This is a genomic window from Candidatus Pantoea communis (assembly GCF_011752685.1).
Lineage (GTDB): Bacteria > Pseudomonadota > Gammaproteobacteria > Enterobacterales > Enterobacteriaceae > Pantoea > Pantoea communis.
The window spans coordinates 14,088-39,978 of sequence record NZ_VWXC01000001.1 but is presented as its reverse complement, the minus strand read 5'-3'; the positions used below and the strand labels follow the sequence as shown (position 1 = coordinate 39,978).

The 25,891-nt window shown below is 53.9% G+C and carries 25 protein-coding genes; 12 read left to right on the top strand and 13 right to left on the bottom strand.

Annotation, left to right across the window (positions count from 1 at the left end; all coding sequences use genetic code 11):
* Window position 1 precedes the first annotated feature (1 nt).
* Window positions 2-1,540 (bottom strand): sugar ABC transporter ATP-binding protein, encoded by a 1,539-nt coding sequence (locus F3J37_RS00180; protein ID WP_058960532.1) that lies wholly within the window; start codon window positions 1,538-1,540, stop codon window positions 2-4.
* Window positions 1,537-2,190, bottom strand: a complete 654-nt coding sequence (locus F3J37_RS00175; protein ID WP_160832933.1) for a DUF2291 domain-containing protein — start codon at window positions 2,188-2,190, stop codon at window positions 1,537-1,539. Before F3J37_RS00175 ends, F3J37_RS00180 begins: the two co-directional genes overlap by 4 nt.
* Window positions 2,191-2,569: 379 nt before the next feature.
* Here F3J37_RS00175 and F3J37_RS00170 point away from each other — a divergent pair, with 379 nt between their 5' ends.
* Genes F3J37_RS00170 through F3J37_RS00155 form a run of 4 tightly spaced genes read left to right on the top strand, consistent with a single transcriptional unit; the run spans window position 2,570 to window position 7,611 of the window.
* Window positions 2,570-4,153: an FGGY-family carbohydrate kinase gene (locus F3J37_RS00170; RefSeq protein WP_205298843.1), complete on the top strand. Its 1,584-nt coding sequence runs from the start codon at window positions 2,570-2,572 to the stop codon at window positions 4,151-4,153.
* A 10-nt stretch (window positions 4,154-4,163) separates the two neighbouring features.
* Entirely contained in the window at window positions 4,164-5,690 is a 1,527-nt protein-coding gene (locus F3J37_RS00165; RefSeq protein WP_166931037.1) for a glycerol-3-phosphate dehydrogenase, read from the top strand.
* 2 nt (window positions 5,691-5,692) lie between these two features.
* Window positions 5,693-6,631, top strand: coding sequence for a sugar phosphate isomerase/epimerase family protein (locus tag F3J37_RS00160; RefSeq protein ID WP_166931034.1), 939 nt, complete (start codon window positions 5,693-5,695; stop codon window positions 6,629-6,631).
* Window positions 6,632-6,654: 23 nt separating this feature from the next.
* A complete protein-coding gene (locus tag F3J37_RS00155) occupies window positions 6,655-7,611 on the top strand; it encodes a sugar-binding transcriptional regulator (RefSeq protein WP_097117121.1) in 957 nt (318 codons plus the stop codon).
* Here the strand turns inward: F3J37_RS00155 and F3J37_RS00150 are convergent.
* The 5 genes from F3J37_RS00150 to F3J37_RS00130 form a co-directional block, all read right to left on the bottom strand.
* Complete coding sequence (locus tag F3J37_RS00150) at window positions 7,608-8,147, bottom strand: GNAT family N-acetyltransferase (protein ID WP_166931031.1); 540 nt, start codon at window positions 8,145-8,147, stop codon at window positions 7,608-7,610. The two genes, F3J37_RS00155 and F3J37_RS00150, sit on opposite strands and share 4 nt — an antisense overlap.
* Before the next feature lie 11 nt (window positions 8,148-8,158).
* Window positions 8,159-8,422: a hypothetical protein gene (locus F3J37_RS00145; RefSeq protein WP_166931029.1), complete on the bottom strand. Its 264-nt coding sequence runs from the start codon at window positions 8,420-8,422 to the stop codon at window positions 8,159-8,161.
* Window positions 8,423-8,485: 63 nt separating this feature from the next.
* On the bottom strand, window positions 8,486-9,226 hold the full coding sequence (locus tag F3J37_RS00140) for a DeoR/GlpR family DNA-binding transcription regulator (RefSeq protein WP_034823463.1): 741 nt from the start codon (window positions 9,224-9,226) through the stop codon (window positions 8,486-8,488).
* A 42-nt stretch (window positions 9,227-9,268) separates the two neighbouring features.
* Complete coding sequence (locus F3J37_RS00135; RefSeq protein WP_166931025.1) at window positions 9,269-10,531, bottom strand: DUF1479 domain-containing protein; 1,263 nt, start codon at window positions 10,529-10,531, stop codon at window positions 9,269-9,271.
* 236 nt (window positions 10,532-10,767) lie between these two features.
* The gene (locus tag F3J37_RS00130; RefSeq protein ID WP_166931022.1) at window positions 10,768-11,445 is read right to left on the bottom strand and encodes a LuxR C-terminal-related transcriptional regulator; all 678 of its coding nucleotides are present in this window, start codon (window positions 11,443-11,445) and stop codon (window positions 10,768-10,770) included.
* Window positions 11,446-11,735: 290 nt separating this feature from the next.
* On the opposite strand from F3J37_RS00130, the gene F3J37_RS00125 reads away from it, so the two are divergent.
* Window positions 11,736-12,527 (top strand): winged helix-turn-helix domain-containing protein, encoded by a 792-nt coding sequence (locus tag F3J37_RS00125; RefSeq protein ID WP_240154052.1) that lies wholly within the window; start codon window positions 11,736-11,738, stop codon window positions 12,525-12,527.
* On the top strand, window positions 12,524-13,003 hold the full coding sequence (locus F3J37_RS00120; RefSeq protein ID WP_166931016.1) for a hypothetical protein: 480 nt from the start codon (window positions 12,524-12,526) through the stop codon (window positions 13,001-13,003). Before F3J37_RS00125 ends, F3J37_RS00120 begins: the two co-directional genes overlap by 4 nt.
* A gap of 19 nt (window positions 13,004-13,022) precedes the next feature.
* Here F3J37_RS00120 and F3J37_RS00115 read toward each other — a convergent pair whose 3' ends face one another.
* A complete protein-coding gene (locus tag F3J37_RS00115; RefSeq protein WP_038646949.1) occupies window positions 13,023-13,418 on the bottom strand; it encodes a VOC family protein in 396 nt (131 codons plus the stop codon).
* Between the two features lie 82 nt (window positions 13,419-13,500).
* Complete coding sequence (locus F3J37_RS00110; protein WP_166931013.1) at window positions 13,501-13,800, bottom strand: putative quinol monooxygenase; 300 nt, start codon at window positions 13,798-13,800, stop codon at window positions 13,501-13,503.
* Between the two features lie 133 nt (window positions 13,801-13,933).
* Between F3J37_RS00110 and F3J37_RS00105 the strand changes: the two genes are divergently transcribed.
* The gene (locus tag F3J37_RS00105; protein WP_166931010.1) at window positions 13,934-14,566 is read left to right on the top strand and encodes a LysE family translocator; all 633 of its coding nucleotides are present in this window, start codon (window positions 13,934-13,936) and stop codon (window positions 14,564-14,566) included.
* A gap of 43 nt (window positions 14,567-14,609) precedes the next feature.
* Here the strand turns inward: F3J37_RS00105 and ampC are convergent, their stop codons facing one another.
* A complete protein-coding gene (ampC, locus tag F3J37_RS00100) occupies window positions 14,610-15,734 on the bottom strand; it encodes a class C beta-lactamase (RefSeq protein ID WP_166931008.1) in 1,125 nt (374 codons plus the stop codon).
* 284 nt (window positions 15,735-16,018) lie between these two features.
* On the opposite strand from ampC, the gene F3J37_RS00095 reads away from it, so the two are divergent.
* The 4 genes from F3J37_RS00095 (at window position 16,019) to F3J37_RS00080 (ending at window position 20,541) form a co-directional block, all read left to right on the top strand.
* On the top strand, window positions 16,019-17,773 hold the full coding sequence (locus F3J37_RS00095) for a glycerol-3-phosphate dehydrogenase/oxidase (protein WP_166931005.1): 1,755 nt from the start codon (window positions 16,019-16,021) through the stop codon (window positions 17,771-17,773).
* A complete protein-coding gene (locus F3J37_RS00090) occupies window positions 17,757-18,596 on the top strand; it encodes a class I fructose-bisphosphate aldolase (RefSeq protein WP_097117109.1) in 840 nt (279 codons plus the stop codon). Before F3J37_RS00095 ends, F3J37_RS00090 begins: the two co-directional genes overlap by 17 nt.
* 60 nt (window positions 18,597-18,656) lie before the next feature.
* On the top strand, window positions 18,657-20,144 hold the full coding sequence (locus F3J37_RS00085; RefSeq protein ID WP_166931003.1) for an FGGY-family carbohydrate kinase: 1,488 nt from the start codon (window positions 18,657-18,659) through the stop codon (window positions 20,142-20,144).
* A gap of 67 nt (window positions 20,145-20,211) precedes the next feature.
* Window positions 20,212-20,541, top strand: a complete 330-nt coding sequence (locus F3J37_RS00080) for a DHCW motif cupin fold protein (RefSeq protein ID WP_166931000.1) — start codon at window positions 20,212-20,214, stop codon at window positions 20,539-20,541.
* A gap of 189 nt (window positions 20,542-20,730) precedes the next feature.
* Here F3J37_RS00080 and F3J37_RS00075 read toward each other — a convergent pair whose 3' ends face one another.
* Both F3J37_RS00075 and F3J37_RS00070 read right to left on the bottom strand, forming a co-directional pair.
* Complete coding sequence (locus tag F3J37_RS00075) at window positions 20,731-21,981, bottom strand: acid phosphatase (protein ID WP_166930998.1); 1,251 nt, start codon at window positions 21,979-21,981, stop codon at window positions 20,731-20,733.
* A 75-nt stretch (window positions 21,982-22,056) separates the two neighbouring features.
* The gene (locus F3J37_RS00070) at window positions 22,057-22,296 is read right to left on the bottom strand and encodes a hypothetical protein (RefSeq protein ID WP_166930995.1); all 240 of its coding nucleotides are present in this window, start codon (window positions 22,294-22,296) and stop codon (window positions 22,057-22,059) included.
* A 250-nt stretch (window positions 22,297-22,546) separates the two neighbouring features.
* On the opposite strand from F3J37_RS00070, the gene hpxO reads away from it, so the two are divergent.
* Window positions 22,547-23,704, top strand: coding sequence for an FAD-dependent urate hydroxylase HpxO (hpxO, locus tag F3J37_RS00065; RefSeq protein WP_166930993.1), 1,158 nt, complete (start codon window positions 22,547-22,549; stop codon window positions 23,702-23,704).
* A gap of 65 nt (window positions 23,705-23,769) precedes the next feature.
* Here hpxO and dcp read toward each other — a convergent pair whose 3' ends face one another.
* Entirely contained in the window at window positions 23,770-25,821 is a 2,052-nt protein-coding gene (dcp, locus tag F3J37_RS00060) for a peptidyl-dipeptidase Dcp (protein ID WP_166930991.1), read from the bottom strand.
* Between the last annotated feature and the right edge of the window lie 70 nt (window positions 25,822-25,891).

Here is a 25,891-nt window from a genome sequence, read left to right as displayed (position 1 = left end):
GTCATGCCACCAGAGACTCGCCTGAAGCGGCCATAATGCGTTCTTTACTCACGCTGGAATCGAAAATGGCGTTAATGCGCCCTTTGCTCATCACCACAATGCGATGCGCAATACTCAGGCATTCGCCCACTTCCGAGGTGGTATACACCACCGCCAGCCCCTTTTTGGCGTTTTCCGCCAGCAGACGAAACACTTCCGCTTTGGCACCGATATCAATGCCGCGGCTGGGTTCATCCAGCAGAATCACTTTGGGACGGGTGGCCAGCATTTTGCCGATCACCACTTTTTGTTGATTGCCACCGGAGAGCGATCCGATGGCCGCCTCGCCGCCAGCGGTTTTCACCGTGACGTTGCGAATACTGTCCGTCACCAGCTGCTTTTCACGTCGCGGTGACAGCACCAAACCGCGCACAAATTCGCTGATACTGGCGAGCGACAGGTTTTCGCCCACTGACATGGTTTGCACCAAACCGTCGCGTTGCCGATCTTCGGGCACCAACGCAAGGCCGATTTGAATACGTTGTTGAATGGTTAAGCCGCTGACATCGGTATCCTGCAAAAGAACGCGGCCCTGGCTTTGATGAATACGCCCGGCGATACACTCCAGCAGTTCGGTGCGCCCCGCGCCCATCAGGCCATAGATGCAGACAATTTCACCGGCTTTCACTGACAGCGAGAGGTTATCCACCAGCCGAATCCCGGTTTTGCTTTTCACCGTCAGGTCTTGCACGGTCAACGCCTGGTCACCAAACTCATAACCTTGCGGCGGCGACCCCAGGTCAAAGTGATCGCCTACCATATTGCGCACGATCCATTCGAGATCGATCTCATCGCGTTTCGCGTACGCGGTCATTACGCCATCACGCAGCACCACGGCGCGATCGGTGATCTCCAGTGCCTCTTCGAGATGATGTGAGATGTATACAATGGCTACACCCTGACTGGTGAGATCGCGGATCACCTGGAACAGCACCGCGACTTCCGCAGCACTGAGCGCCGATGTCGGTTCATCCATGATCAGAATCTGTGAATTCACCGACAATGCACGGGCGATTTCGACAATCTGTTGTTGGCCCAGACGCAGGTTTTCCACCGGCGTCAGCGGGTCAATTTCCTCCTCCAGCGCCGCCATCAGATGGGCGGTTATGCGGGCTTCTTCCGCGTAGTCCACCCCACCCGGCTTCATGATTTCGCGCCCCATAAAGATGTTGTCGCGCACGTTCATGTTGGGAGCGAGATTCAGCTCCTGATGGATAATCGAGATGCCGCAATCGCGTGCTTCAGTGGCGGAGCGAAACACTTTCTCTTCGCCGTTATAGAGAATTTCCCCGGATGTTGGCGTAATGACGCCCGACAAAATTTTCATTAGCGTGGATTTACCTGCGCCGTTTTCACCAAACAACGTGGTGACTTCACCGCGACGGATCTCAAAATTCACGCCTTTGAGTGCATGGGTCGATCCATAGATCTTGCTGATGTTGCGTGCTTCAAGGATCACTTCGCCTTTCAGTAGCGCCGGGTTAACATTGAATGGTTTCATTTCACCTCCAGACTGACTGGCGTCACCATCCAGTTATTCGGCGCGAGCAAACGGAACACCCCGACCACCTGCACGGTTTTCCCGGGCAGCGCATCGCGATCCAACTTATCCAGTACTTTGGCTTTCATGGCGCGATTGATCGCCGAACCGGCGTTTTGATACTCAATCTGGTTGGTAAAATCGCCGAACTGGATTTTTCCGCTGGCATCACGTAAATCGGTGCCGGTAATGGCCGGGCCCGTTTGCAGGCGAATCACATTTCCTTCCGGTAAACCGGCCACTTTCAGTGGGAAAATGCCCATTTGACCAGGTTGCACCACGCCTTCCAGCTTGACGGGGATCACCGGGAGCGGCGAACCCACACCGTATTTCTGTACCGCTTCCTGTTGATTGGCTTTCAGCGCATCGGCGAGGGTTTTGGCATCCACCGCACGCGCTTCCACATCCTGCTGAATACCGGGGAAGGTTTTCTCCCCGTAGCTATCCGGCGAGAAACCTTGCTCTTGCACATCTTGCTCGGAACCGATTTTCACCACTTTGGTGTCAATGGCCATGGCGGCAATCACCGCAACCACCACAACACCGATGATGCTGTAGCGGCGGATGCGCTTGCGGGAGAGCTGCTGTGCCAGCATTGAGACATCGGACATAACGTGACCTCTCACTGTTATCTGCTGCGATAATCGCCGCATTAAATGTTATAAATGTGATAACTCTTGTGATGAGGATTGTGCTGATGTGACTAAATTGTCAACAGGGGGTTCACGAATTTTTCAGGAGCGCGATCTGGATCGCTAAATTCACACCTTAACGCCTTCATCGCTAATAAAAGCACGCCATACAAGCCTTCTTCATGTGATATCTCATTTCATATTGTCGTGTACTACTGCCATTTTCGTGATCAAACTCGCTAACTGAAGTGAAATTTATTCATTTTATCGAAAAATAATACATGAGATATGTTATCTCCATGAGAAGTGGTGTAAGACATTATTTAGCAAATTCATCACAGGGAATTAACACGACGTGATGGGTCAACTTTTCTTCCCTTCGGAGGTGTACGTGGGTAACAGCGATATCATTCTGGGTCTGGATTCCGGCACCTCCGTGGTGAAAGCGGTGGCGTTTGATCTGGAAGGCACACAGCTGGCGTGCGCCTCCGTGCGTAACCGCTATTACCGTAGCGAAGGTGGTGCCGCGCAGCAATCCATGTCGCAGACCTGGCAAGATGCCGTGGACGCGATACGGAAACTGGGCGAGCGTGTGGAAAATCTCTCTTCCCGCGTGGTGGCCGTGGCCGTCACCGCACAAGGGGATGGCACCTGGCTGGTGGGCGCCAATAATCAGCCGGTAGAGGATGCCTGGATTTGGCTGGATGCGCGTGCGGCACACACCGTTGATGCCCTAAACCAGCACGCCCTTGCAGCAGAGCGTTTTAAGGCCACGGGTACCGGGCTGAATACCTGCCAGCAGGGTTCACAGATGGCGCATATGGACCAGCACTTTCCGCAGCTGCTGGAAAAGAGTGAAGTGGCGCTGCATTGCAAAGATTGGCTTTACCTAAATCTCACTGGCATTCGTGCCACCGATCCTTCCGAGGCCAGCTTCACTTTTGGTAACTTCCGCACCCAGCGTTATGACGACAACGTCATCGCGGCGCTGGGACTGGAACATCGACGTCATCTGCTGCCGGAAATTATCGATGGCACGCAAATCACTCATCCGTTAACAGCAGAGGCCGCTGCGCTCACCGGCCTGCGCGCGGGTACACCGATTTCGCTGGGTTACGTGGATATGGCAATGACCGCGCTGGGCGCAGGCGTGCATACCGGCGAAGCCCATACCGCCTGCTCAATTGTCGGCTCTACCGGGGTGCATCTGCGCAGTGTGACCATTGATGAGGTGTGGTTGAATCCAGCGCAAACTGGCTATGTGATTCCGCTGCCCTGGCCGGGCTATGTGACGCAGGTGCAAACCAATATGGCGTCTACCCTCAATCTCGACTGGCTGTTGAATGTGGCCAGTGAGTTGCTGAGCAGTTTTGGCTGTGAAATTGATCATGCGCGGCTAGTGGCGCATATCGACCAGTGGCTCAACAAAGCCGAACCCGGCACCCTGCTGTTCCATCCCTACATCTCAATTGCCGGTGAACGCGGGCCGTTCGTCAACGCCGACGCGCGCGCCAGCTTCACCGGACTTAACTATCAGCACAATTTTGCCGACCTGGTGCGCGGCGTGATTGAAGGCATCGGCATGGCCGCGCGTGATTGTTATCAGGCGATGGGCAGTACTTTGCCGGGTGAAATTCGTCTTACCGGCGGCGCGGTACGTTCTCAGCCGTTGCGGCAGATCCTCTCTGCCTGCATTGGCGCACCGGTGCGTATCAGCCAGCGTGATGAAGCCGGTGCAGCGGGCGCCGCGATGATGGCAGCGGTGGCGATTGGCGCCTATCCCTCCATGGCGCAGTGCGTGGAAACCTGGGTGCGCCCGTTGCTGGATGCGCCTGAACCGCCCTCCGCTGAACTGTCGCAGCGCTATAACCAACTGTTTCCCCATTATCAGCAGATCCGCAGCGATCTCCCTGCCGCCTGGCATGCACTGAATAAGTTTTAAGGAGTACACCATGAGTGAAAATACGCTGGATCTGTTTGTCATTGGCGGTGGCATCAATGGCGCGGGCATCGCACGTGATGCGGCCGGGCGTGGCTTGTCCGTGATGATGTGTGAAAAAGATGACCTGGCACAGGGTACCTCCTCGCGCTCGGGCAAACTGGTGCACGGCGGGCTGCGATATCTCGAATATTATGAATTCCGACTGGTACGCGAGGCGCTGATCGAGCGAGAAGTGTTGCTGAATGCCGCACCGCATATTATCTGGCCGATGCGCTTTGTGTTGCCGCATAGCCCGACCGATCGTCCGGCGTGGCTGGTGCGTTTGGGGCTGTTCCTCTATGACAATTTAGGCGGGCGCAAAAAGCTGCCCGGCACGCGATCGCTTGATCTGATGCGCGATCCCGAAGGCGCCCCAATCCTCGATAGCTACAGCAAAGGCTTCGAGTACTCCGATTGCTGGGTCGATGATGCACGCCTGGTCGCACTGAATGCCGTGGATGCTGCGGAACGCGGCGCCACGATTCTGCCGCGTACCCGCTGTGTGTCGGCCAAACGTATCAGCGGCAAGTGGGAAGTCACAATTCAGGATGAGGCCAGCGGTACTCAGCGCACGGTTTATGCCAAAGTGCTGGTGAATGCGGCCGGCCCGTGGGTACTGGATATCGTAAATCAGGTCACCCAGACCAAAAGCAACCGAAGCGTGCGGCTGGTTAAAGGTTCACACATCATCGTGCCGAAATTCTGGGAAGGCCAGCAGGCGTATCTGGTGCAAAATACTGATAAACGCGTCATTTTCATCAACCCTTATGAAGGCGATAAAGCCCTGATCGGCACCACCGATATTCCGTGGCAGGGCAAAGCGGAAGCGGTGACCGCCGATGACAGCGAGCAGCAGTACCTTATCGATGTGGTGAATCGCTACTTCAAAGTAAAACTGCGCGCCAGCGATGTGATTACCCGATTCTCGGGTGTGCGTCCGCTGTTTGACGATGGCAAAGGTAACCCTACTGCCGTGACGCGTGACTACGTGTTCGATCTCGACGATCAGCAAAACGCCCCGCTGCTGCATGTGTTTGGTGGCAAAATCACCACTTTCCGCAAGCTGGCAGAACACGCTATCCAGAAGCTTGCGCCCTTCTTCCCTGATATGGGTGAAGACTGGACACGCGAGGCCACTTTGCCGGGCGGTGATATGGCAAATGGCGATTTTGAGAGCTTCCTTGAGCAAGTGAAAACGCGCTGGCCATGGTTACCAGCGCCGCTACGCAAACACTATGCGCGCCTGTATGGCACGCGCATTGAGAAAGTGCTGGGTCACGCCCGTGAGATAAACGATCTGGGCCGCCATTTCGGCGCACAGTTGTATGAAGCCGAAGTGCGCTACCTGGTAGAAAATGAGTGGGCGCAGCAGGTGGAGGATGTGCTGTGGCGTCGCACTAAGCACAAGTTGCATCTGACCGAAGTTCAGCAGCAGGCCTTTAGCCAATGGTTTGACGCGACCTATGCTGCGGCCGTGCCGCTGCGTAAGGAGGCGTAATCATGCCCTTAACGCTTTCTCTCAATACCAACCCACTGGTGAATCGTTTTGCCGATCCGCAGGATCTGATTCACACCGTGGCACAACAGATTCGTATCCGCGATCTGCAGTTAACCCATGAATTTATCAATCCTGGCTGGCCAGCCGCCACCATCAACCGCATGTCGCGCCAGATGCAGAAGGCGTTGCGGGAAACCGGGGTGCGCGTGACATCGGGTATGACTGGTCCCTATGGCCGCCTCAATCATTTTGGTCATCCGGACGCTGACGTGCGGCGCTACTACGTTGACTGGTTCAAAACCTTCGCCGATATCACCGCAGAACTGGGGGGCGAGGCAGTTGGATCGCAGTTCGCCATTTTCACCCAGCAGGATTTCAACGATGCGGCGCGGCGGGATGCCTTGATCGATATCGCGATAGACTGCTGGGCCGAGGTGGCGGAACATGCGCAATCCGCCGGATTGAAATACCTGTTTTGGGAACCGATGAGCATCGGACGCGAGTTTGGTGAGACCATTCCGGCTTGCCTCGCACTGCAGCAGCGTTTGAGCAGTGAGTCCTTTGCCCTGCCGATGTGGATGATGGCGGATATCGATCACGGCGATGTCACTTCAATCGACCCGCGTGATTACGACCCTTACGCGTGGGCTGAAGCGGTGCCGCGCTACTCGCCGATTATTCATATAAAACAAAGCATGATGGACAAAGGCGGCCACAGACCCTTCACATTGCAGTACAATGCGGGCGGCCGTATTCAGCCCCAGCCGCTACTGGACGCGCTGGCGCGCGGTGGCGCGCAGGATAACGAAATTTGCCTCGAACTGAGTTTTAAAGAGCGTGAACCCACTGACCGCCAGGTGGTGGCGGATATCGCGGAAAGCGTTTCGTTTTGGGCATCGCACATTGATACGGGCGTGCAGGATTTGCATCTGGCTTCCTAAGCCTATTGATCAGGAAATGAAACATGAAACCGGCTCCTACTCCCGCTGAACGCGATGACTCTTTAGCCCTGCGTGCCGCCTGGCTGCACTACGTGGGCGGCCTGACCCAGGCTGAAGTCGCCAAACGTCTGGGATTACCGTCTGTCAAAACCCATCGCATGATTGCCAAGATGGTCGCGGAGGGTGCGGTGAAGGTGTCGATTGATGGCGATATCATGGCGTGCGTGGCGCTGGAAGATCAGCTGCGCGAAAAGCACGGACTGCGTTTTTGCCACGTTGCGCCTGACCTTGGTGAAGAGGGATTGCCAGTGCGAACGCTGGGTATGGCGGGCGCGGATTATCTGCGCAATCTCCTCACGTCGCAGCCTGCGATCACCCTGGGGCTGGGACACGGCCGCACCCTTTCCGCCGCTATTCACCAACTCTCGCGCATTGACGCCCCGCATATGCGCTTCGTTTCGCTGCTGGGCTGTTTGACGCGCAACTATGCGCTCAATCCCCACGATGTTATGCATCGCATTGCCGAAAAGACCGGTGCGCAGGCGTATATGATGCCGGTGCCGTTCTTCGCCAATACTCAGGAAGACCGCGACGTGCTGCTTAAACAGCGCGGCGTCAGCGAAGTGTTTGCCATGGCCGCACAGAGTGAGGTGAAACTGGTGGGAATCGGTACTGTGGAACCGGCCGCGCAATTGGTTGAAGCCGGTATGATTGATGAAGCTGAGATCAATGATATCTCGGCTTCTGGCGCTGTCGGTGAGCTGCTCGGTCATTTCTTTGACGCCAGTGGGCAGATGATTCACAACAGCCTGACAGCGCGTACGCTCTCGGTGGATCTAGAGCTTGCCCACCGCGCCGAGATTGTGGCGCTGGTGGGGGGATTAAGCAAAGTCGACGCGATCCGCGCGGTGTTGGCCAGCGGTTTGGTGACGGGATTAATTACCGATGAATTAACGGCACAGGCGTTAATCGCAGGTTAGAGTGGCCTCCATTCGTCCGCGAATAATCCAAATACCCAATCGTCGCGCCACTCACCCGCGAGATGATAGCTTTTCCGCAAGGTGCCCTCCTGCTGGAATCCCACTTTTAATAGTGTCCTGCGTGAGGCTTCATTTCCTGCGGTCACAGTGGCAATCAGCTTGCGAAAGCCCAGTTCATTCAGCGCATAACGCGCAATATCGTGAAGTGATTCCGCACCAAATCCCTTGCCCTGAGCTTCTGCTGCCAGCAAAAAACCGACTTCCGCCACGCCGTCACCGCGATCGATAAATCCGGTGACGCCTAACGGCGCTGATTGCCCCTGTTCCATCATCACCAGACACAGCCAATGGGCACTGCCTTTCTGCCAGTGGGGCAATCTTATCTCGAACCTGTCACGTCGAATCTCTTCTTCAGGCTGCGGATCGGCCACATAGCGCATCACACGCTCATCCTGTTGCAGCGAGAGAAAGAATCGCCAGTCATCGGCAACTAACTGGCGATAGTGCAGTCTTTTGGAGGTGATGTTAGGGAACATTGAATCCTTCATTAGCGACCGGCAATCAGACCACGATTTCCATACTCATGGCCGAAGCATTGGCCAGAATCCGTATCAATATAGAACTTAAGCGGTGTAGTGGTTTCAAATCCCATCCAGTGCCGTCCATTCAAATCCGCCGTCGCAGAATGCACTACAAGACACTGTTTGCCCTCACGCTCAATCGGCTGAATCCGCACATCGCTCTCACTCCAGCCCGTGCGATGCAGCTCGGCGTAGTCGCGGGCAAGGTTGATGGCCTCAGTTTCTGCCATCATCGCTGCGTACCATAGTAAGTGTTATACATCATTCCTCCGACAGGTTAGCCTCTTTACCCGCTAAATCAGCGTTAACTCCATTGGCTGCTGGCGCAATATTTCCTGATACACCGGCGACAGTTGGCTATCTGTAATCACCTGCTTAAAGGGCACGGTCGGTGCCAGAGCGAAGGGATGTATCTGACCAAACTTTGATGAATCGGTGAGCGCCACAGTGTGCGTCTGCTTTTCCATGATGGCGTTGACCACGTCGCAGCGCAGCATATCACGACCGGTAAAACCGGTGATGGCATCCCAGCCGTCGATACCGATAAAGGCTTTATGGAAGTTGAGGTGCTGGATGCACAATCGCGTCAGCGGCCCGACTACCGACTCACTGCTCTTCTGGAACAGCCCGCCAAGAATGATCACATCACCGCCCTGTTCTCGCAGTAATCCCGCGATGTAATGGCTGACGGTGATAATCGTGATATCACCGCGTTCGCTCAGCTCGCGTGCCAGCAAAGCGTTGGTGCTGCCGCCTTCAATAAACACCGTTTCACCTGCGTTAACCAGCGAGGCGGCGTACTCCGCCAGACGTTTTTTGACAGCAAAACGCGTTTGCATGCGTGCACCGACATCATCGCTTTCTGGCGCCACGGCTGACCCGTGCACGCGACGCAGAAAGCCACCCTTTTCCAGAACATTCAGATCCTGACGCACCGTCACCTCGGAAACGCCGGTGGTTTGCGCCAGTTCACTGACGCTGACGCTGCCGCGTTCGCTGACCAGTTGGATAATGTGCTGATGACGTGCGTTCATAGTGCCTGCTTTAATTAAAATTTTATCCAGCTTACCAGAAACTTACTCTAAGCCGAGACTGCGACGACCGTTGCTGTTTAACGCGTCCAAAGTGAATCGATCGCGCCAGCTGGCTTCATAGTCCTCTTTCGGGAAATCACCCGGTGAGGCACCGGTTGCCAGCGCCTCAGCAACCTGAGTGGCGTAAGCGGCATTCTTCTCGCACAGGGGTGCAGCCGGAATGTACATCACATTGCCCCAACCTTGCTGATCCTCAACCGGTGCAACCGAATGGATGACATCACAGTGCCACCAGACAGAATCACCCGCTTCCATTGCTGGAATGGAACACAGTCCCTTGATGAGTTCAGGATGCCACTGCTCTGAGATGGGCAATACTTTGCCCGGTGCAACACCGCAGAGTTCATCCTCTGGTACATCTTTCAGCAGCGGACGCAGCAACAGATACGCCATCGCTTCCGGAACCGGCACCACATGCAACAAGCCCTGACCCAATTGCATGTCTGACAGCGCAGTCCACCCCTGGAAAGTGCGGAAGACTGAACATTTGGTGGTGGTGCCAGCCTGATATTCATTCACTTCTGTGCGATGTGCCGCATCCCAGGGATCATATTGATCAAATTGGTTATTAAAGATTTTGCTGAACACCTGTTGGTAAGCTGGCAGTAACCAGCGTTCCAGCGCCCCGGAATCCGTGTGCGCGCCCAGCCCTTTTGATGTGGTGCCCGGTAAACGACGGCGAATACGATCCGGATAGATAATGCTGACATCAGGGTCAAACCAGCGCGTTCCGTTGGATTCGAAGGTCCACAGGCGATTCAGGAAGGATTGGGTTTGTGCCATGGCGTCGCTCTGACGCGCCGACATCTGTGCTTCGCTCCAGTAGATCGGATAGATTTCAGGGCGTGAGGCATCGAGGCTGCCAAAGAAGTTGTCACCCGGCCCTTTATAGACTTCATCGAAATCATTTTTATCAAGGTATTCCAGCATCGACGCATCCCAGCCCAACGCCTGCTCGCGCGTAAAGGTCTGTTTCACCACCACACAGCCGCGACGACGAATGTGATCCTTCACTTCATCGGAAATGCGCCCTGCGGCAATGTCATCCCAACGTACCTGTGGCCATGCCGTGCCGTTTCGCGCTTCTTCCTCACGAGCTACAGCAATTTCGCTGAGGATTTTACTTCTGACCTGCTCAAACAGGCCCTCAACATCGCCGATTTGCGCTCTGAGCACCTGTTTCATCAAGCGGATATGCTGCTTTGCATCTTCAGGTTGTTGTAAAGAGGTAAAGGATGTATTCATTTTGTCGCTCCGATTGTTTCGAATGAAACTTAAGTTAGCTTCATTCATAACAATCTGTCGGCATTTCACCTAACTTCAGCGCACGATTTTAAGAAACCCATCACAAAAAAATTAAGAACAACGTCCAACCGAAGGTGCACCGGAGTGGCTCTCCGGTGCCGGGAAATGAGGAAAAATGTCGGGAAATCAAGAGGAAAAAGACGGTGGTATGTGGGAAGGAAATGGCCTGGCAGGTACTATTCCAGCCAGGCGTGATACCGCTGATGGAGTTCAGCCAGATTTTTTACATTGAGTTTGCGCATTGCAGACTGTTTTTGGCTGCTAATGGTTTTAATACTTTTATCTTTGGCAACAGCAATATCCGTTACGGTACGACCGCGATAAATGGAGCGGATGATCGTTCTTTCCGTGGTACTGAGTGAAAGCATCGCTTCTTCATACATCCTTGATGAGAATACCTGTCGTAAAGATGAACCCTTTTGCGGTGCAGTGGGTTTGACTTCAAATCCCCAGACTCGATGTTCAAGTACTGCCGTCACCGCATCTTCAACCTCGCGCTGATTGCATTTCCTGTTTAATATGGCTTGCACACCTGATTTTTTATATTTTTGTAATAGCCTGACATCCGATGCGCGGGTTAAAATTATCACTGATGCTGTGGGCAAGTAAGATTTTATCAGCATAGAAATAACATCTGCATTGCCAACCTCAGTATCGATAATAATCAGATCCAAATCTCTATCAATGATGTTGATCTGTTCATCATGGGTTTGGATGGGATGGTGAGTCACCGTCACAGCATTCAATGTTGTCAACATGGCGCGAATACCATAATAGGTGATCGCGCTGGGTGTCATAATAGCGATATTTTTATTTTTGATTTTGCTTGTCGTTATTTTAATGACGCTATGCATTGTTGATGTTCCTCAATTGTGATCACGCCAATATGCAATTATTACAGATTCATCTGAACGATATTAGCCGATGCCATGCGATTAATCCGATGCGGATATTATTGGCTAGATTGAAGGCTTTCAACATACTGGCGTAAATGTCACTTAAAAGTCACCAGCATGGAGATAATTCACATATTAATCATATAGATAACCTTGTGACAAAGCTGTTACCTACCTGATTGTCATCATCAGCATGCCCTTTTGTCAGACCGTGTTATAATCAGCCGCATGAAAAGTGTGCGTTGAAGATGCGCCGTGGGGATCAGGCTGAAGTGACCATTATTTTTTTTACCGATACCGGTCTGATCAGGCTGGAAGATAAAGAGATTATTCTTAGCAGGCAAAGTAAAATATGCCTGACGTACCTGTGTGAGCATGAAGGTAATATCGTTTCCAAAGAAGCATTACATGACGCTTGCTGGAGAAACCATGGTGCTGTGGTCTCAGATAATACTGTACGACAAACCCTTTTTCGCATCCGGAAATCACTCGCCTCACTGGAAGTAGAAGGCGAAATTCTTGAAACACTGGGATACATGGGATATCGCTTAAAACCCGGTTGCATCACTCTGGTTTCAGACTCACAAAATTATTCGTTACCGAAACGCCAGGATGGTTTGAATCAAAAGCAAGAAACATCAGCGATCTCTGTTTCTGACACATCGAAATCAGCGCTTAAGAATAAACCGACAAAGATAAAATTCAGGGTACTTACGCTGCTGCTTTGCTGCCTTTTTTTTATCGTGGGCACTGTGATTCGTGGCCAACAACTTATCCACCCATTGCGGTATGGCGAACCACTTCTGCTTGATGGGCACAGCTTTCTGTTTTCGCAATACGTGGAAAATGACAAATATGACTCGGCAAGACGCGTGAGTTACTGGCTTAACAAAATGCAGGTTTCCATTACGCCGCACAGCAGAATCTACATTAATGCCGATCGTGGCAACGCGATTAATTTCTTTGTGTGCAAAGGCGAAATTGAACTGGCGACAACCTCTTGCCAGACATTTGCAGTTATCGGGAGAAATCATCCATGAGAATGGCTGTTTCCGCGGCATGTTGCCTGTTGGCATTGTTGCTGGGTTGGTTTTCGCTGCCCTATTTTGTACGGCCATTTTCTGGTGATTGCCGGGCCGAGACCTATATCATCTATGATGAACCTGACCGGACCGTAGTAAGTCATGGCTACTGGGATATTTTGAGCGGTAGTCGTGAAGGTCATTTAAATGCTTATCTGGCATTTATGTCGCCGCAGGGGCTTGAAAGCAGGATTAATGTTGATCGCACCGTGAATCTTGATTATGACTACCATCCTGATTCCGTATCGGTTTCCACTCGCAAATCTTTTCGTATTGCGGGTCCTGATACGCAGGATCCCGCTATCGGGAAATATATTGATCCGCTGGCGGACGAGAATTTCACCGCCCGCATCTACCTGTTTAAAGTGGGAAACCAGGTCATTTCAGGCTTCCATTATCGGCCGCTTAACCGGTGTATGAAACCTGGATTTTGAGGCGAGTCAGACCGGTCGATCATTTGTTCTGGTAAAGATCCCAACGGTTGCCGTACAAATCCTCGAAAACCACAACCGTGCCATACTCTTCTTCGCGGGGTTCTTCACAGAAAGTGACGCCATTGGCTTTCATTTGCTGGTAATCACGCCAGAAGTCGTCCGTCTGTAAAAACAGGAACACCCGGCCGCCGCATTGATTACCGATAAACCCTTGCTGGCGCTCATTCGATGCCTGCGCCAGCAGCAAGTTACAATCGCTCTGCGGATTGGGATTGACCACCACCCAGCGCTTGCCCGGCTGTGGGGTATCTTCGATTAAATGAAATCCCAGTTTTTGCGTATAGTATTCAATCGCGCGGTCATAATCATCGACCACAATAGCGACGTAACCCATGCAACGCTTTTGTGTTCTCATTTTGGTTTCCTTTATATTCTGACGCGAAATCTCATCTGGATATCAACAAATAAAAAGCAGACCGAAGTCTGCTTATTCCTTATCACGCATTGCCACCCGCGACTTTGCGTAATGCCACCACTTCCGCGTGTTCTAACAGTGGTTCAAGATCCGTGAACAATTTAACGATATGCGGGGCATTCAGGTGCTTATCCAATAATTCCTGGCTCGCCCACTCTTCGGTCCAGACAAAGCGGCGCGGATTTTTGCTATCAATGTTTAGCTGATAGGTAATACACCCTTCTTCTTGCAGCGTCTCTTCAATCACACCACGAAATAATTGCTCAGCTTTATCTTCGCAACCCGGTTTTGCCGTTAGCAATGCCACAACAGGAACAGTCATTTTTATCTCCCTTTTAAATGAAATAAGCCGAGCCAAAGTAACGCAGCTTATTCCTGTTGTCAGTCTGAAAACGTGCGTTGCCTGATATGCCTGGTTCGCGCCATAATCGCGAAAATAACGCAAGGAGTGTTGCATGCCAGAACTGTCGAGTTGGTTAGCCTTTGCATTGGTGGCGTTGGGATTGGTGCTTACGCCCGGCCCCAATATGATCTACCTGGTTTCGCGTTCGCTGTGTCAGGGCAAGCGGGCGGGTTATATTTCCCTCGGCGGCGTGGCGTTAGGGTTTGTGTTTTATATGCTGTGTGCGGCGCTGGGTATCACCGCGTGGTTGCTTGCCGTTCCATGGGCCTATGATGCACTGCGTTTCAGTGGCGCACTCTATTTGCTGTATCTTGCGTGGCAGGCACTCAAGCCTGGCGGCCGCTCGCCATTTGCCGTGCGCGATCTCCCTGCCGACAATCCGCGTAAACTGTTCACCATGGGTTTCCTCACCAACCTCGCGAACCCAAAAATCGCCATGATGTTTCTGTCGCTATTACCGCAGTTTATTAGCCCGCATCACGGTAGTGTGCTGATGCAGTCGCTGATATTGGGCGTCACCCAAATTGTGATTAGCCTGACGGTCAATGCGATTTTTATTACTACCGCTGGCCAGGTGTCGACATTTTTAATGACGCGCCCCAGCTGGCAGTGTTTGCAGCGCTGGCTGATGGGCACGGTGCTGGCGGGCATGGCCGTCAAACTCGCATTGGATGCACGAAAGTAAGTTGCGATTTAATTGGGCGCGTCGGGGCGCGCCCAACAATCCGTTAGTGAGCCAACATCTGAATGATTTTGTCCGCCGCGATGACGCGATCGTCATTCGGGAACCATTTATTCGCCAGCATAATCACCGCAATCTTCTGTGACGGAATAAACACCGCGTAGGTTGAGAAACCATTGGTCGAACCGGTTTTGTTATACCACGCCTGTTGTGGCGCAGCCTGCGGTGGCGTGATCAACGTGGCCGACATCCCTTTCATGATGCGCTGACCGCTGTTGCCTTCCACCAACTGCTTTGATGAGACAGGCAACGGATAGTATTCCCACATCATCGCCTGCGTAAACGCCTCGGTTTTGTAGTAGCCCTGATGCGTGGTGGCGATCGCCTGCTGCCACTCCGTCGCGACCTTCTGTTCATCCAGTTGAATCGCCAGCCAGCGAATCAGATCAGCGGATGTCGATTTCAACCCATACGATTCAGCATCCAACGGGCCTGGCGTCACACGTACCGGCTTGTCTTGTTTATTGTAACCTTGCGCATATTGGCCCATCTCTGACTGAGGCACCTGAATATAAGTGTGCTTCATGCCCATCGCGGGTAACAGTTGCTGCTCCATCGCGCTGATAAACGGCTGATGCAAGCTTTTGGCGGCAATCATGCCGAGCATACCAATCCCCAGATTGGAGTAGACACGCTGAGTGCCCGGCTGAGCCGGCGGCTGCCAGTTTTTGTACCAGTTCATCAACTGCTGCTGATTGGTGACATCGTCCGGCACAAACAGCGGCGTGCCTGTGGTGTGAGTAGCAAGGTTTAGCAGTGACACCTGATCAAACGCACTGCCCTTCAGTTCGGGCAACCATGTACTGGCTTTGTCACTAAACTGCAGTTTTTTCTGCTGAGCCGCATAGCTCGCTAAGGTAGCGGTAAACGTTTTGCTGAGTGACCCGATTTCAAACAAGGTCTGCGCAGTAATCGGCTGTTGAGTCTCTTTGGATGCCACACCGTAGTTGTAAAACTCGGTTTTGCCATCGTGCAGAATAGCCACCGCCATGCCAGGGATTTGATATTGCTGCATCAACGGTTTGATGATGGCGTCAGGTGAAGAGGTTTGTGCGAGGACGCTGGTGCTTGCGAGCATACCAATCGCACCGACGATCTTAGAGAAATTCATGTTAATCCCTTAAATTTTAGTTAAGTCATTATTTTGACACGAAACTAATTTCAACCCTATTGCAGAAAGTTTTACTTCCTCACCCTTAGCCCGTCTTTGTGAGTGCAATCACAACTATTGAAAATCTCATTAACGATACCTCCTTTTTACGTCAACGATTTAAATCTAACAATGCGCTTTGCATCCAATGAGATTCGAGCGGTAACCCTCTCTCGTTTAAGCGTTATCAGACTAATCCACCGCAGCAGGCGTACTCGAAATGGCCAAGAGCCGGGGAGAAATCCATGGAGAATAATGCAACACGCGAGCAGCGACTCAGCGCTTTACGCCAACGCACCACGACACCAGTGCTGATTGTCGGTGGCGGCATCAACGGCATCAGCACCTTTCGCGAACTGGCATTGCAGGGTATTCCGGCGGTTCTGGTGGAAAAAGGTGACTGGTGCCAGGCGGCCAGCGGTGCGCTTTCTCGTATGATCCACGGCGGACTGCGCTATCTGGAAACCGGCGAGTTTACGCTGGTCAAAGAGTCGGTGATGGAGCGTGACCGGCTACTGAAAAACGCGGCGCACTATGTTTTTCCGCTGCGTACCACCGTCCCGATCGACAACCTTGGCGGCGGACTGCTCAATGCCACGCGGCGTTTTTTGCGTCTGAGCGACAAACCCACACGCCGCGGCGCTCTGCTGATCAAAACTGGCCTCAGTCTCTACGATGTCTACACCAGGCAGTACGGATCGATGCCCAAACATCAGGTGCGCGGTGAGGCAGCCACGCGCGACCGCTGGCCAGGATTTGCCCCCTGGGTGAAATACAGCGCCAGCTACTACGATGCCTGGATCAGTGCACCGGAACGACTGGGTTATGAATTGATTGAAGATGCCGAGCGTGCTTGTCCGGAGGCACTGGCGCTGAATTATTTGCAACTGGTGAGCGCCGATGGCGAATCCGTTACGTTACAGGATGCACTCAGCGGTGAGCACTTTACTCTGCAGCCGCATGTATTGGTGAATGCCGGCGGCGCGTGGATAGATCAGCTCAATCAGCGTCTGGCGCCCACGGAACATTTCACCAAACTGATTGGCGGGACCAAGGGTTCGCATTTGATCATTGATCACCCCAAACTGTTACAGATGCTCGATGGGGAAATGGTCTATTTCGAAAACCAGGAAGGCCGCGTCTGCATTATGTTTCCGTGGTTTGGCAAAGTGCTGCTCGGTTCCACGGATATCCGCGTGGACGATCCCGATAGCGTGGTGTGTGAAGAGGAGGAAAAAGCCTACATTCTTGAGTCGCTGCGCTTTGTTTTTCCTGACGTTGTGGTGCCGGAATCGTCGATTCTCTACACCTTTTGCGGTGTGCGTCCGCTTCCGGCCAGCAACGCCAAAGTTAACGGGCAAATCTCCCGCAATCACTCGCTGGTGCTGCTGCCGCCTGATGCCGCACATGCTTACAGCTTGCTATGCCTGGTCGGCGGCAAATGGACCACCTTTCGTCAGTTTGGTGAAGAAGCCGCGGATCGAGTATTGCGTCTGAACGGAGAAAAGCGCCGTGTGTCGAGCGGCGATCTGCCCATCGGCGGTGGACGCGACTTCCCTGCACCTTCCGGGCAAACCGCGTGGCTTGCCCAACTCGCACAGCAGTATTCACTGCCCTTGTCCCGCGTATCGCAGTTAGTCCGCCGTTATGGCAGCCGCGCCCTGCCAATCCTGCAATTGATCCAGCAACAGGGGGAGCAGCCGCTGCAGCATCATGCGGGGTATAGCGCGCTGGAACTTCGTTACCTTATTGAGCATGAGCAGGTTCAACAACTTGAAGACCTGCTGGTCCGCCGCACGTCGCTGGCGATTTGCGGCGAATTGACGCCCTCACTGGTGGCCGAAATTGCTCAACTGATGGCTGACCTGCGCGGCTGGAACGCCACTCAACTGCAACACTATCTGCAAAGCAGTTGCGCCAGTCTGGCGCGACAGCACGGCCTGACCGATCTCAACCCCACTCTTTTCCAGGAGGAAACACGCCATGTTAGTCAGCAATAAAGTCCGCATGAATCGTCTGTTTCAACACGGTAAGTGCCTTGATGTGGCTATCGACCACGGTATTGCGAATGAGCCCGACTTTCTGATTGGGTTAGAGAACATCGAAGGTGTGATGGAGAACCTGATCGCCGCGCAGCCGGATGCCATTCAGGTGAATTACGGCCAGGCCGATCTGTTGCAGCAGGTCGCGGGACGAAAACCGGCGCTGGTGATGCGCACGGATGTCGGCAACGCCTATAACGCGGCGCGCCATCGCGAAATGTGGGCGGTGTTGCACAACCCGGATGAGCCAATCCTCGCCGCGTTGCAGATGGATGCGGCTGCGGTGGTAGTGAATCTCTATCTGATCCCCGATGAACCCGGCATCTTCCGCATGTGCGTGGAGAACATCGGCCGTCTGCGTCAGGCGTGCGATCGCTACGCCATGCCGCTGATGATTGAACCTCTGGTGATGGCGCCGGCAGGACAAGGCGCGGCGTATGGTTCGATCGGTGATGTCGAGAAAATCGTGCCGCTGGTGCGTCTGGCGCGTGAACTCGGCGCCGACATCATTAAAGCCGACCCCACGGAGAAGGTGGAAGATTTTCACCGCGTGGTGGAAGCGGCGCGCTGTCCGACGCTGGTGCGCGGTGGCGGCAAAGGCGAACTGGCACCGGTGCTGGCCAAAAGCGCGGCGTTAATGGCGCAAGGCGCCAGCGGCATGGTGTATGGCCGTAACGTGTACCAACACGATAACCCATCACGCGTGGTGAAAGCGCTGATGGCAATTATCCATCAGGGCGCTAGCGGCCCGGACGCATTAGACATTTATCAGCAGGGTTGAGTTTTACCTGCACCGGCGCTTAAGCGGTGCGCCGTCTTCGTCTGTGAATCGGAGTCGGATATGAGTCAACTTCTCGGCATAGATGCCGGAAACACCATGATCAAAGCGGTACTGTTCGATCTCAGTGGCCGCGTACTGTCGGTTGCCGAATGTGCGGGAGAAACCTTCCAGCCGCAAGAAGGTTATGCGGAACGTCCGGTAGAAGATATCTGGCACGGGGTCAGCGTGGCCGTCACGCGCTGCCTGCAACAGGCGGGCAGCGCGGCGAATGAGGTTATTGCCGTGGGCGCGGCGGGTCACGGTAACGGTCTGTATGCACTTGATAAGCAGCAGCAGCCGTTGTTCGGCATTCAATCCATTGACCATCGTGCCATCGATACCGTGCAGGCCCTGGAAGCCAGCGGTAACGATAAAGCCATCTATCAACTTTCGCTGCAGAAGCCCTGGCCCGCCGCCACGCCCGTGCTGATCAGCTGGATTAAACAGCATCAGCCCGATCGCTGGGCGCAGATCGGCCATTTGTTGTGTGCTAAAGATGTCATCGCCCATTTCCTCTGCGGGGCTATCAGCGCTGAGGTTTCCGATGCCGCCGGAGCCGGATTAATCGATTATCGACAGCGCAATTACAGCCACGAGTTGATGGCGCTGTATGGCATTGAAGAGGCGCTTAACCTGCTGCCGCCTCTGCGCGAGTCTTGTGCGGTGGTCGGACACGTCACCGCGCGCGCCGCGCAACTCACCGGGTTACCGTCAGGCATTCCGGTGGTGGCCGGCATTTTTGATGTGGTGGCCAGCGCCATTGGTTCTGGCGTGGTGAAAACCGGTGAGGCTTCTATCGTCGCAGGAACCTGGAGCATCAATCAGGTGGTGGTCGATAAACCGGATTACCAGCGGCCCGTGTTTATGAATTCAATTATTGAAAATGATCGCTTTATGGCGATTGAAGCCAGCGCCACCTCGGCCGCCAATCTCGACTGGTTCCTGCGTGAGTTTGATGATGGACGCGCTGGCAACGGCGCGGCGCACAGCAGTGATACCGTGGCCCATGTTGAACCCAACCCGCAGTTGCCGCTCTATCATCCTTACCTCTATTCCGGTCGTAAATCTGAACCCGCAAAAGCGGGGTTTTATGGCTTGAGCGGCTGGCATACGCGCGCAGATATGCTGTTTGCGCTGTTTGAAGGCGTGACATTTGCCCATCGCGCACACATTGATCGCTTGCGCGCAGCAGGGATTCCGTTTACCCACGCGACCCTTTCTGGTGGCGCGGCGCGCAGCTGCATCTGGCCGCAAATGTTTGCTGATGTGTTGGGCGTTCCGATTTGCGTGGCTGAGTGCAAAGAGACTGGCGCGCTGGGTGCGGCGCTTTGTGCGGGCGTCGGCGTAGGTGTCTGGCCCGATCTGGCTGCAGCGGCACAGCAAGCGGTACAAATTAATCCTGGCGAGTTGCAACCGCGCCCGGAACGCTTTGCGTTTCATGATGCACGTTATCGGGTGTTCAAAAGACTGGAGTTGGCGATGAGCGAAATGTGGCGTGAAGTGGGTTGAATTTGCTGGTTATTATTTTGCCAGACGGTAATGTTGTGCTCTTGTCGATTTCATTAAGGATAGCGTCGTGCAGATCAATCAACTACCGTTTGGCATTACCGACTGGAGCACCCTCGAAACTGAAAAACATCCGGGTGACAGCGGTTTTGCGCTGTGGCGTACTCAGCGTTTTGGCGATATTCGCGTGCGCATGGTGGAGTATTCACCGGGCTATCTCGCCGATCACTGGTGTAGCAAAGGTCATATATTGCTGTGTCTGGAAGGCGAAATGATCACCGAACTGAAAGATGGCCGCACTTTTACCCTGACCCCGGGTGTGAGCTATCAGGTTGCCGATAATGCCGAGGCGCACCGCTCTTCCACTGCACAGGGTGCAAAGTTATTTATTGTCGATTGACGTTTGAAGGGCTATGCACTGTTTGAAAAAGTGCCGGGAATGTTGCCCTGCAAATACGATGACGCCTTTCGAACCAGCCATTTGCGGTCGTGACATCTGTTATGCAATCAACTGTTATTTAATTAAATCCTTCGATATCTCCCTGTAAAACGCGGGCGCTGCCGTTCACGAACAGTGCCCGCCTCAGTATTACTTCGCCATAGCGTAAGCGGCGGTCAGATCGACGCGTTGCCAGAAGGATTGCTCGGCATTGCCCGACAGCGGATAACCGTTTGGCAAGGCGGTTTTCACCATCAGTAGACGAATCTGCGCATCAGACAGTTTAGGCAGCGCGGTTTTCAGCAGAATCTCCGCGCCCTGCGGCACCTGAATCGGCGTATTTTTCACATTGGCTTTTGGCAGATTGTAACTCATCGTGAAACGATAGAACTGCTTCATATCCGGCGCGCGGTAAGGGTCGTCCTTGCCGGTTGTGCGTGCGCATTCAGCCAGTGAAGTACCACACTCCTTCTCCAGCGCGGCACGCAGTTGATCGCGCGCCTCTTTGAACAGCACCTGATAGCGTGCATCGTTGAGGTAAGTCGCCACGTTGCGCTCTGCCACCATACGTGAACCCATCACGTCCAGCGGATAGTGCACGCCTAACACCAGACGCGAATATCCATAACGCGCACCACGGGTGACCAGTGCCTCAAAGCGTTCCGGCACCATTTCGGCCATCAGCAGCGCATCGGTATAACCGGTATTGGTGTGCCCGCTGGGGAACGATCCGCCGTCCGCGGTATAGCGCACATTGTCTTTCACCACCACATCATCGGGTACCAGATGGATGGTATTGCCTTCATGCAGGAACGGGCGCGGATAGTTAAAGTGTTTTTTGGCAGCGCTGGTGCTGACTTCACTGGCCTTAATCAGCGCTGCGGCTTTGCTCAGTTCGCCTTTGTCATAAGCCGCGATGAAGGCTTTACCAAGACGCGGACCCATGGCGTCAGACAGGAAATACAGCGAGCCGATCGCTTCCGCATCCTGCAACGCCTGATGACGCACGTTCTGCGTGGCATTCAGGTTGATATCAGTCACGGTGGCGCGGTTAGACGTCAATACGCTGTCTGGCAGTGTGCTGAAACCTGATAACAGCGCGATGCCAGCCTGCTGATTTTGCTTCACGTTGAAATCATAGCCACTGCTTTTCAGCCAGGCTTTGTCTGCCTGCGTGCTGGTCTGTTTGGCTTTTTCCAGTTGCTCACGTTTCAGTGACGCACTGTCGCCTTGCAGCCAGGTGCGCTGAGCCTGCAACGACTGTTGCTCCAGCTGCGTATAGCCTGGGGTTGAACCGGTAGACGTTTGTGCAGCCAGTGCGGCCGCCTGCGGCAGTGTTGTCGCATGGGCCTGTTGAGCGAGCAGTAAAACCGTTGCAATCAGTGTATAGCGGGTTTTCATTATTTTCCCCTGTTATCAGAATATTACCTTGCCGGGGAAACACGCTAGCACCCTGTTATGACAGATTTATTTCATTTATCGGCACTCGTTCGAACAGTTTTGTACGCAAATTTGTGCGAGCGATCCACAGCCGCCGCCGTTGTCATTTTTGCATTGCGATTGCTGTACATAACAGTTTTGCTGGCAGGACGAGAGATCGCATTTGGCCGCCACCGGCGTCAGTTGCACCACGGGCGCTTTTCTTTGCGGTTGCCACTGGGTTTGCGCCATAGCACCCGCACTGAACAGCATCATCAACACCATTATCCACTTCATGGGAAATTCCTCGCGAAAAGGCTCTAAACAGTATGGCCTCTTCTCTGCCAAATGCCATGCTGGAACATTTGATTCACGATCGGGTTCCGCCGCCCCATCGCCGTGCAAATGGTTGCTCAAAATCGGTGCGGTGCGTGAATAGCTCAGCTGCACACAGCCATTAACAATCAATGACTTAATTAAATTCCCTTGAGATAAAACGAATGGTACGAAAGTTGCAGGGGTAATCAGGTAGACAAAGGAGACAGTGATGAAAGCGATTGTGATTGGAGCGGGCATTGGCGGCATGAGCGCGGCGATTGCGCTGGAGAAAGCAGGATTCGATACGGCCGTTTTTGAAGCGGTCAAAGAGATGAAGCCAGTCGGTGCGGCGATCTCGATCTGGCCCAACGGCGTCAAATGCCTAAACGCGCTTGGCATGAAACAGCAACTGCAGGCGCTGGGCGGCAATATGGCGTTTATGGCCTATAACGATGCGCACAGTGGCAGCACCCTGACCCGCTTCAGCCTGTCACCTCTGGTGCAGCAGGTGGGCGAATACCCTTATCCGGTCGCTCGCGCCGAGTTACAGGCGATGCTGATCGATACCTATGGTCGCTCACGCATTCAGTTCGGTAAACGCGTGACCCACGTCGAGCAAAGCACCGCCGGCGTCACCGCCTGGTTTGATGATGGTAGTCAGGCTGAAGGCGATTTCCTGATCGCCGCCGACGGTACGCATTCCGTGATCCGCCACTATGTGCTAGGTGAAAATGTAGAACGACGTTACGCCGGTTACGTTAACTGGAACGGCTTAGTGACCATAGATGAAAGCATCGCCCCAGCCGATCAGTGGACAACCTTTGTTGGTGAGGGTAAGCGCGTCTCCCTGATGCCGGTGAGCGGCAATCGTTTTTACTTCTTCTTCGACGTGCCTTTGCCTATAGGCTTAGCCGAAGATCGTTCCACTCTGCGCCAGGATCTGAAGAATTACTTCAGCGACTGGGCCGATCCGGTGCAGCGCCTGATCGACAGTATCAACCCCGATACCACCAATCGGGTTGAAATTCACGACATCGAACCCTTTAGCCGTTTCGTCAAAGGTCGTGTGGCGTTGCTCGGCGATGCCGCCCACAGCACCACGCCAGATATCGGCCAGGGCGGATGCGCCGCGATGGAAGATGCGGTGGTGCTGGCGCAGACGCTGGCCTCGCATTCGCTGGGTATCGAAGATGGATTGCAGCGCTACGAGGCGCGCCGCGTGGAACGCACCAAAGATTTGGTGTTGAAAGCACGTAAACGCTGCGACGTGACGCATGCCAAAGATGCCGAAATCACCGCTGCGTGGTACGCCGATTTGAAAAACGAAACCGGCGAGCGAGTGCTGGCCGGTATGTGCGACACCATTGAAGGTGGCCCGTTGGGTTAATGCCAGGGCGCACCGCCGGGAGTGACTCCATACAGGGGTTCACTTCACGCCGTGCGCCCTACTTATCACGCCTCTTCTAAACCGCGATTCTTCAGCATCGGACCAATCTCCGGTGCTTTTCCACGCCATGCCAGCCACAGATGTTGCAGATCGCTGCTGTTACCGCGTGAAAGAATATGATCGCGGAATTGCTGGCCATTCTCACGACTCAACCCACCACGTTCAACAAAGGCCTGATAACCATCATCGGCCAACATCTGCGTCCAGATATAGGCGTAATAACCAGCTGCATAGCCTCCGCCCCAGATATGACGGAAATAGGTGGAGCGATAACGCGGCGGTACCGTGGTTAACGCGATGTTCTCTGCCGCCAGCGCCTGTAATTCAAAGTGACTGACATCCTGCGGGTTGTCCTGCGTGGTCAGCGAATGCCATTGCAGATCCAGCAAAGCCGCCGCCAGCAGTTCGGTCATGTCGTAGCCCTTGTTGAACTTAGATGCGCGCACCATCTTCTCGCGCAGTTCCACGGGCATCGCCTCACCGCTCTGATAATGACGGGCATAGTTGGCAAACACCTTTTCATCGCTGGCCCAGTGCTCGTTAATCTGCGAAGGGAACTCGACGAAATCGCGTGGCGTAGCGGTACCGGACAGGCTTGGATAACGTTGGGTGGCAAATAAACCGTGTAGCGCATGACCGAATTCGTGGAACAGCGTGATCACCTCATCCCAGCTGAGCAACGCGGGTTGTCCCGCCTGCGGTTTGGTGTAGTTGCAGACGTTGTAGATCACCGGCTTGGTGCCCAGCAGCGTGGTCTGGTCAACAAAGTTGCTCATCCAGGCGCCGCCGCTTTTGTTATCACGCTTATAGAGGTCGGTATAGAACAGCGCTAAAGGCGTATCATCAGCATCAAAGATTTCATAAACGTTGACGTCCGGATGATACACCGGCAGATCGTGACGCTGCTGGAAGCGGATGCCAAACAGCTGGCTGGCGGACCAGAACACGCCTTTTTCCAATACATTATTCAGCTCAAAGTACGGGCGGATTTGGCTCTCATCCAGGGCGTATTTGGCTTTTCTCACTTGTTCAGCATAGAAATTCCAGTCCCAGGCGCGCAGCGGGAAAGTGTGGTGCTGTTGTTCAATGATCTGCTGGATGTCTGACGCTTCTCGCTCAGCGCGTGCCCGCGCCGCCGGGACGATATTTCGCATAAACGCAAAGGCAGCATCCGGCGTTTTCGCCATCTGGTCCTGCATACTCCACTCGGCGTAAGTATTGAAACCGAGCAGCTTAGCCTGCTCTGCGCGCAGCTGTGCCATGCGTAACACAATCGCGCGTGTGTCGTTGTCATCGCCCTGTTCACTGCGTGTGAGCGCCTGGTTGAACAGCGCCTCACGCGTGGCGCGCACTTCCAGTGACTGCAACGCAGGCTGTTGCGTGGTGTTCTGTAACGGCAGCAGCCATTCGCCGTGCAATCCACGCGCCTCCGCTGCGGCTTTAGCATGCGCTAACTCTTCGTCACTCAATCCCGCCAGCGCCGCTGCGCTGCTCACCGTATACGCGCCCGCTTTGGTCGCCGCCAGCAGCTTATTGCCAAAACGGGTACTCAACGTGGCGAGTTCCTGATTGCAGGCACGCAGCCGCTCTTTATCTGCGTCGCTCAGGCTGGCCCCAGCCAGCTGGAAATGCTGCCAGGTCACTTCCACCAAACGCATCGATTCCGCATCCGGACAGGCAGAGCCGCGATGCTGGTAAACGTTATCGAGACGGGCAAACAGCTGGCTGTTGAGATGGATTTCATCATTTAGCGCCGTGAGTTTAGGCGTGATTAGCTCGTCTACTTCCTGCAATACATCACTGGTGTTGGCTGACGTCATGGCACCAAATACCTGATTGACGCGGTTTAACAACTGCCCGCTGCGCTCAAGTGCTTCATAGGTGTTGGCAAAAGTAGCCGGTTCAGGATTAGTGGCGATGGCGGCAATTTCCTGACGCTTCTCTTCAATACCCGCTTCAAGCGCCGGAAGAAAATCGGCTTCCTGAATCAGGTCAAAAGGCGGAGTTTGATAGGGCAATGCACTGACGGTGAAAAACGGATTGGCTCGTGAAGTCATTATCGCTCCTGATAATCAGCAACGCCGCAACCGGTGCGGCGGGATGCTTCTATCCTGGCAGTTTCAACGT